Origin of the sequence: Collinsella sp. CLA-ER-H10 (assembly GCF_040092475.1) — a bacterium.
GTDB lineage: Bacteria > Actinomycetota > Coriobacteriia > Coriobacteriales > Coriobacteriaceae > Collinsella.
The window spans coordinates 1-5,967 of sequence record NZ_JBBNLM010000033.1 but is presented as its reverse complement, the minus strand read 5'-3'; the positions used below and the strand labels follow the sequence as shown (position 1 = coordinate 5,967).

Annotated in this window: 7 protein-coding genes; 2 read left to right on the top strand and 5 right to left on the bottom strand. The window is 58.8% G+C overall.

Features of this window, described 5'->3' with window-relative positions:
* Together AAAX36_RS09240 and ptcA are read right to left on the bottom strand one after the other, a co-directional pair.
* Window positions 1–252 (bottom strand): amino acid permease (locus AAAX36_RS09240; protein ID WP_349075245.1); only part of this gene is annotated, 252 nt, incomplete at its 3' end.
* Between the two features lie 146 nt (window positions 253–398).
* On the bottom strand, window positions 399–1,469 hold the full coding sequence (gene ptcA / locus AAAX36_RS09235; protein ID WP_349075243.1) for a putrescine carbamoyltransferase: 1,071 nt from the start codon (window positions 1,467–1,469) through the stop codon (window positions 399–401).
* Between the two features lie 338 nt (window positions 1,470–1,807).
* Between ptcA and AAAX36_RS09230 the strand changes: the two genes are divergently transcribed.
* Together AAAX36_RS09230 and AAAX36_RS09225 are read left to right on the top strand one after the other, a co-directional pair.
* Window positions 1,808–2,119: a hypothetical protein gene (locus AAAX36_RS09230; RefSeq protein ID WP_349075240.1), complete on the top strand. Its 312-nt coding sequence runs from the start codon at window positions 1,808–1,810 to the stop codon at window positions 2,117–2,119.
* A gap of 42 nt (window positions 2,120–2,161) precedes the next feature.
* Window positions 2,162–2,356: a LuxR C-terminal-related transcriptional regulator gene (locus AAAX36_RS09225; protein ID WP_349075237.1), complete on the top strand. Its 195-nt coding sequence runs from the start codon at window positions 2,162–2,164 to the stop codon at window positions 2,354–2,356.
* Between the two features lie 4 nt (window positions 2,357–2,360).
* Here AAAX36_RS09225 and AAAX36_RS09220 read toward each other — a convergent pair whose 3' ends face one another.
* The 3 genes from AAAX36_RS09220 to AAAX36_RS09210 all read right to left on the bottom strand — a co-directional run.
* Window positions 2,361–3,272, bottom strand: coding sequence for a response regulator transcription factor (locus tag AAAX36_RS09220; RefSeq protein WP_349075235.1), 912 nt, complete (start codon window positions 3,270–3,272; stop codon window positions 2,361–2,363).
* A gap of 216 nt (window positions 3,273–3,488) precedes the next feature.
* Window positions 3,489–4,898: an APC family permease gene (locus AAAX36_RS09215; RefSeq protein ID WP_349075233.1), complete on the bottom strand. Its 1,410-nt coding sequence runs from the start codon at window positions 4,896–4,898 to the stop codon at window positions 3,489–3,491.
* Window positions 4,899–5,398: 500 nt separating this feature from the next.
* The coding region (locus AAAX36_RS09210) for an agmatine deiminase family protein (protein WP_349075232.1) at window positions 5,399–5,967 on the bottom strand (569 nt) is incomplete at its 5' end.

Below are 5,967 nucleotides of genomic sequence, written 5' to 3'. Positions count from 1 at the left end.
GCGGGCGCCCCACTTGTCGCCCAGGCCATCGCGTACCCAGTCGTAAATGCCGCCCTCGCCGTCATAGGTGGTGCCGAGCTCGGCGACGACCATGCCGTAAGGGAGCAGGAAGGTCAGGATCAGGAAGGCCCACCAGAAGAACTGCTGGTTGCCAATGGCGGCAGCAGGTGCGGCGGCCTCGCAAACGAAGACGACGCAGATGATGGTCGAAATGACCGTAAAGAAGGAAAGCTTTTTCTTTCCGTCACTCATATTTAATCCTTTGCTCAGTCGTTTTCAGACAGGGCGCCAGTGCTTACGCGCGGTGGCGCAGATGATGGGCAGCAAGAGACAAGCATCTGCTGCCGCCCATCATCTGCGAAGGCGGGTGAGCCGCAGCTCACCCGACCTGGTACGTCTTACAGACCGTGCTTACCGAAGGCCGCCATGCGCTCATTGATGGTGGCTCGGTATGCCGCGGCCTTCTGCTCGTCGGGCTCGCTCTGGGGGCACAGGGCGGCCAGGATGGCGCGAATGGAGTGCTTGCGGTTCTCGGCCTCGACCCAGCACAGGGAGCGCTCGGGATCGTCCATGACCTCGTCGACCACTTCTTCGCCACGGTTGGCGGGCAGGCAGTGCATGAACATGCTGTTCGGACCGGCAACGTTCATCATATCCCAGGTCACCTGGTACTTCGGATAGAACACATCCATGTAGCTGGAGCTGGAGACTTCACTGTCGTAGAGGCCGTACCACACATCGGTGTACACGAAGTCGGCGCCCTCGATGCAGGAGATGTCGTCGGAAATGGTGATGGTGCCGCCGGAGACCTTGCAGTTCTCCTCGCCGATGGCCATGAGCTTCTTGCCGAACTCAGCACGCTCCTCATCGGTGCCGATATGCAGGCAGCCGTCGGGAATCTGATGCCCCTTCGGCCCGAACTGCACGAAGTCCATGCCCATCTTCGAGCAGATGAACATGAGCGACGCGCAGGTCTGGGTGGCATCGCCGATCCAGGCAAACTTGCAGTCCTCGATCTTCTTACCGGCGGGCAAGTTCTCGATCATGGTCATGAGGTCGCCGAGCTCCTGGGTGGGATGGTTGTATTCGCTCATGCCGTTGATGACGGGGGCCGCGGAGTACTTCGCCAAGCTCACTACATCCTTATGACGATCGACGCGGGCCATGAGGATGTCGACGAGGCTTCCCATGACGCGGCCGGAGTCCTCGATGGACTCATGGCCACCCAGCTGGATGGAGCCGGGACCGAAGAACTCGGCGTGACCGCCGAGGTCGGTCATGGCCGTCTCGAAGGAGATGCGGGTACGGGTGGACACCTGCTGGAAGATCATGCCGAGGGTCTTGTCCTTCAGCAGGTGCGGGTACTCGCCGCCCTCCTTGATGAGCCCCTTCATGGCGATGGCCAGATCTACCATGCCGAGCAGCTCTTCCTTTGTGAAGTCGTTGGTGTCGATGTAATCTTTGACCATTGAAATCTCCTCAAAATTCGTTGGCCGGGCCGCCCTTTGCGGACCGCGCTCCCTAGAAGCGCCCCGAAATGAGTGAGACACTTCTTCTGCTGCACAGCATGGGGCGCACCCGTAGTTTTGAGAAGAAATAACCAGGATTATTTTTCAGATTACAATAGCTCACCGCACACCTAATCCCAAATAATCCTAACGCCTAGACGTATTGAAATTGAACTGGTTTCTGTGGTCGAAGAAAGCCAATGCATTTTTGCCGGCTTCTCAACGCGTGATGCAGCCTAATCCGCCCTAGATCGCCATGGTTCATCATCGGACTCTGTGCATTATCGAGGAGGCTCGCTTTGGAGACAGCGTTCTACCTCTATGCCATCTTCGCGATGCTCGTCTGCGTGGCATCGAGCTCCGTGTCGCTTTCGGCCTGCTTCGTTTCGCGGCGTCGCTCGTTCCTCTTTGCCGCGGCCATGCTGTTGTTCTATTTCCTCGATCTCGCGCTTATCTTTCAATACGAGTACCTGGGCCAGAACGTCGAGTATTCCATCAACCAGTTCTATACCATTGACCATCCGCAGCTGAAGATGCTGCTCGCCCTGGGCACCCTCGAACCTATGTGGCTCATCCTGTGCGACTTCGTGAACGAGCGCCGGCGCACCTAGCGCCTCGTCCCGGCCCTGGCGTTCATCACAGCGAGCGAAATCGTGGTGCTCCTCGCCTTCTGCGAGCACTATCACCTGACCGCGCGCGAACGCGTCATCTTGAAAGAGGTGCTGCAGGGCAAGGACAGCCAGAACATCGCCAGTTCGCTGCAACTGGCGATGGGCACTGTGAAGGCCCATACGACCGTAGGCGGCCGATCCCGTAGGGGGCGGCCGCCTAGCCGCACCGGCCCCTAGCCTCTCAGAGCCCGGCCCTCTTGCGGCCGCGCAGTTCCTTTCTAAGTTTTTGCGCAAGCTCGTCTCGGCTACTCACACCAAGCTTGGCGTAAATATTCGATATGTGGGTTTTCACCGTGTTGACGGAAATGCATTCTTGCTCAGCAATCTCCTTGTTTGATGCGCCCTTTTCAAGGAGCGACAACAATACTTCCTCGCGCTTGGTCAGCCCGTATTCGCGAGCGATCCAGGGCACAAGGGATTCCGCCAACTGCACATTGCGTATCCGTCGATGATGTGCAAGAAAGACACACGCAGCCACGGTGAAGCAAAGCGCCATAATCTCAACGGGAGCCCTACGAGGAGAGGCAGAGCCCCCGCCGCCCTCCTGTCCAAAGGCCAAATACGCTGCCGCTTCCCCCAAGGCATATATAAGCACAAGTAAGAGCGAGAGAACCCATCGCCATCGGCTCATGTGTCGAAACTCTGCCGCCAAACAGCAGATACCGAACCCTATTACCCAGATCGCCAACAACCTGGTAAAGAGAAACTCGCGCCATAGCGCAACCGATTCGACTGACGAAGCACCACTTGCCCAAGCCGCCATCATGCAAACTGCCCAAAAAAATCCCTCGACGTGAGAGAAACTGCGCGAGAGCAAGCTACCGAGCACGAGCCGATACAAGAGGATTACCACCATGTTGAATGCAACGCGGAGCATAGGATAGGCGTTTCGTGCGCCCTCGAATTGCATCGCGAATTCCGGAACGAACTCATACATGAATAATAGAACAATATCTATCGTATACACGAGGAAGGTAAGCGCGACGAAGAGATAGCCCCGCCTGCGCTCGACATAGTACAGACTCCCATAGGCAGCACTGACTAACGCATAGGCGATGCAACTTGCCACATTGTAGAGAAAAGCGAGGGACACGACTCCTCCTTCATCAAGCGGCAGCATTATAGACAATTGAGCACCCAAAGCTAAAACTACCCCAACGTCCGATTTGTCTCCCCGCATCATTGATGAGCGCAACGACAGCTGCCCTTACCTGGGCCACGTCCCCTTCTTTGCGCCCAAGCTCGCTTCTGATCCCGAGCACCGCGGACAGTAATCCGGGATGCAGCGAGCGCCGCGCAGCTCGCGGAGCTACTGTTTTGGCGCAAAGCGACCTGTCCCCCTTGCGCCAACGCCGGGATTATCGACGCTGCGGCCGCGGCGCGATATGAGGCGCGAAACCTCGCCCAGCAACACGGCAATCACCACGCCCAAGAGGATCGGCATCTTTGCCATCTCGGTGGGTGAACTGTTGAGCGGCACGATCGTAGCGATAATCGAAAGCACGAGCTCCACCACGGGAATCGCGAGCGCCACCGCGAGCACCTTGCCCTCGAAGGGCGCACGGAACACACGCGGGCGACCGTCGTATTTGCGCAGGCGCCAAAACGCCGGGAACATCGGGATATAGCTCATGAGCAAAAAGACGACGTTCATCGAGAAGAAAACCCAAAAGACGTCTGAACCCTCGCCCAGCGGGATCTGGAGCAGTAGCACCAGGCTGGCAAAGCAACCGTTAATGAGCGCCGAGCCGTCGGGCATGCCGGTCTTCTTGGACACCAGAGCAAAGGGGCGCGGCATGTTGCCATGGCGCGCGGCATAGCTCGCCACGTTGTTGACGCCAAAGCTCCAGCAGATCATGTTGGCGAACAGCGTCACCAAAAAGGCCACGCCAACAATCATCGTCAGCGGGTGGGTGCGCCCCACCATGGCGGCGACCGCGTCCACAATGCCCGAATCGAGCGAAAGCTGCTCGGTGGGGACCGCGGCCCCTATGCCGATGCCGCAGATGATGTAGATCGCCGCGATGGCCACGCCACCGGCGATAACCGCCTTGGGGATATCGCGCGACGGGCTCTTCATCGTGCTGGCAAAGGTCGCGACCACTTCGAAGCCCATAAAGTTGAATAGGATGATCGATAGGAACGTCAACGAATTGGTGTCGCCCAAGTCTGGAATGAAGGTCTCGAACGACATGTCGTTGGCGAAGCCGTTGTTGCAGGCAAACCAGATGCCGACGATTCCCACCACGGCGGTGATGAGCACCTTGATGACGGCGCCGCCATCCATGACCCAATCGGCCTCGGCAACCGGCTGCATCGCCATGACGGTGACACCCCACACAAAGGCAAGCTCGATGGCAATTCGGACCCCGAGCGAAAACTCGATACCCCATACCGCATTGATAACACTGGGGAACATGCAGGCGATACTTGCCACCCACAGCGGAAAGTTGACCCAGTAGCACCAGGAACAGCGGGCGCCCCAACGGTCACCCAGGCCCAAGCGAACCCAATCGTACAGACCGCCCTCGGAATCGAACGCCGTACCGTGCTCGGCCACCACCAGGCCATAGGGAAGCAAAAACGTAATGATGAGGAAGATCCACCAGAAGAACTGCACGTTACCCATGGCAGACGCCGGAGCAGCCGCCTCGATGGTAAACACGACGCAGATAACCGAGAGGATGACCTCGAACAGGGAGAACTTTTTACCTGCCATGGCACGCTCCCCCTACAGCAAAAAGGATGGCATCTGTACCGAAGGCGCAGCCCAAGGTAGGGTTGCAGGCCGCGTCACCGGTGCAGGTGCCATCCCAAAGAGAGGAGAGGATGCAATTGCTGGACCAACGCTCGCGGAACAGGCGGGTGAAGATGACGATACGCTGGTACAAAGATACTCCGATCAAAACGGCCGCGCTCGCGACCGGGAACTTTCGGCGATTGAAGACGCGTCTGACCTGGGATATCCAAGCGAACAATTGGCCTAACCCGCAATAAATCCCAGGCCAGACGCGTACCCAATCAAAGAAAAAGGGCACTCCGATGTGGAGGCAACGGAGTGCCCAAAGAGAACCCAGCCGACCAACCAGGCAGCCCTGTGCGCTTGGCCGGCTGGGTTTCCGAGGTGCCCCAGGTCGCCGCGAGAGAGGAGCGAAGCGTACTTCGGTACGCGAGCGACGGCTTGAGCGGCGAGATGGGGTGCCTCGGAAAGCCAGACGATTAAGCGGACGGCTCCTGCTGCGTGATGCAGTGGATATTTCCACCACCGAAGACGACCTGCTCGGACTGAACGCCCACGCACTTGTAGACGCCCTCGCCCCAGACCTCGTCGTAGATCTCCTGGAGCGTGTCGACGGCCAGCTGGTCGTTCTCGTCGCCGTACTGCGGGACGATGACGCCGTGGTTGGTGACCAGGTAGTTCATGTAGGAGGCGATCAGCGGCTCGTCGGGGACGCGCGGCTCGGCGTTCTCGTCGGCGTCGATGGTGTCGCAGGAGGCCTGGTCCATGAACAGCGGGTTCACGGGCATGCAGAGCTTGTAGACCTTAATCTTGCGGCCCTTGGCGTCGACCGCGTTGGAGAGGGTCTCGTAGGCGGCGTGGCACTGGTCGTAGAACGGGTACTCGGGGTCGTCGGTCCAGATGCAGGCCATGACGCCCGGGGCGATGAACGTGGCGACGTCGTCGATGTGGCCGTTGGTCTCCTCGGGGTCGATGCCCTCCTTGACCCAGATGACCTTCTCGACGCCCAGGTAGTCCTTGAGGTGCTCGTTCATGTACTCGCGAAGCT

What these genes read in the sequence shown, in the direction of transcription:
- ptcA (WP_349075243.1), bottom strand. Translation starts at nt 1,469, where the DNA reads ATGGTCAAAGATTACATCGACACCAACGACTTCACAAAGGAAGAGCTG.
- AAAX36_RS09215 (WP_349075233.1), bottom strand. Translation starts at nt 4,898, where the DNA reads ATGGCAGGTAAAAAGTTCTCCCTGTTCGAGGTCATCCTCTCGGTTATC.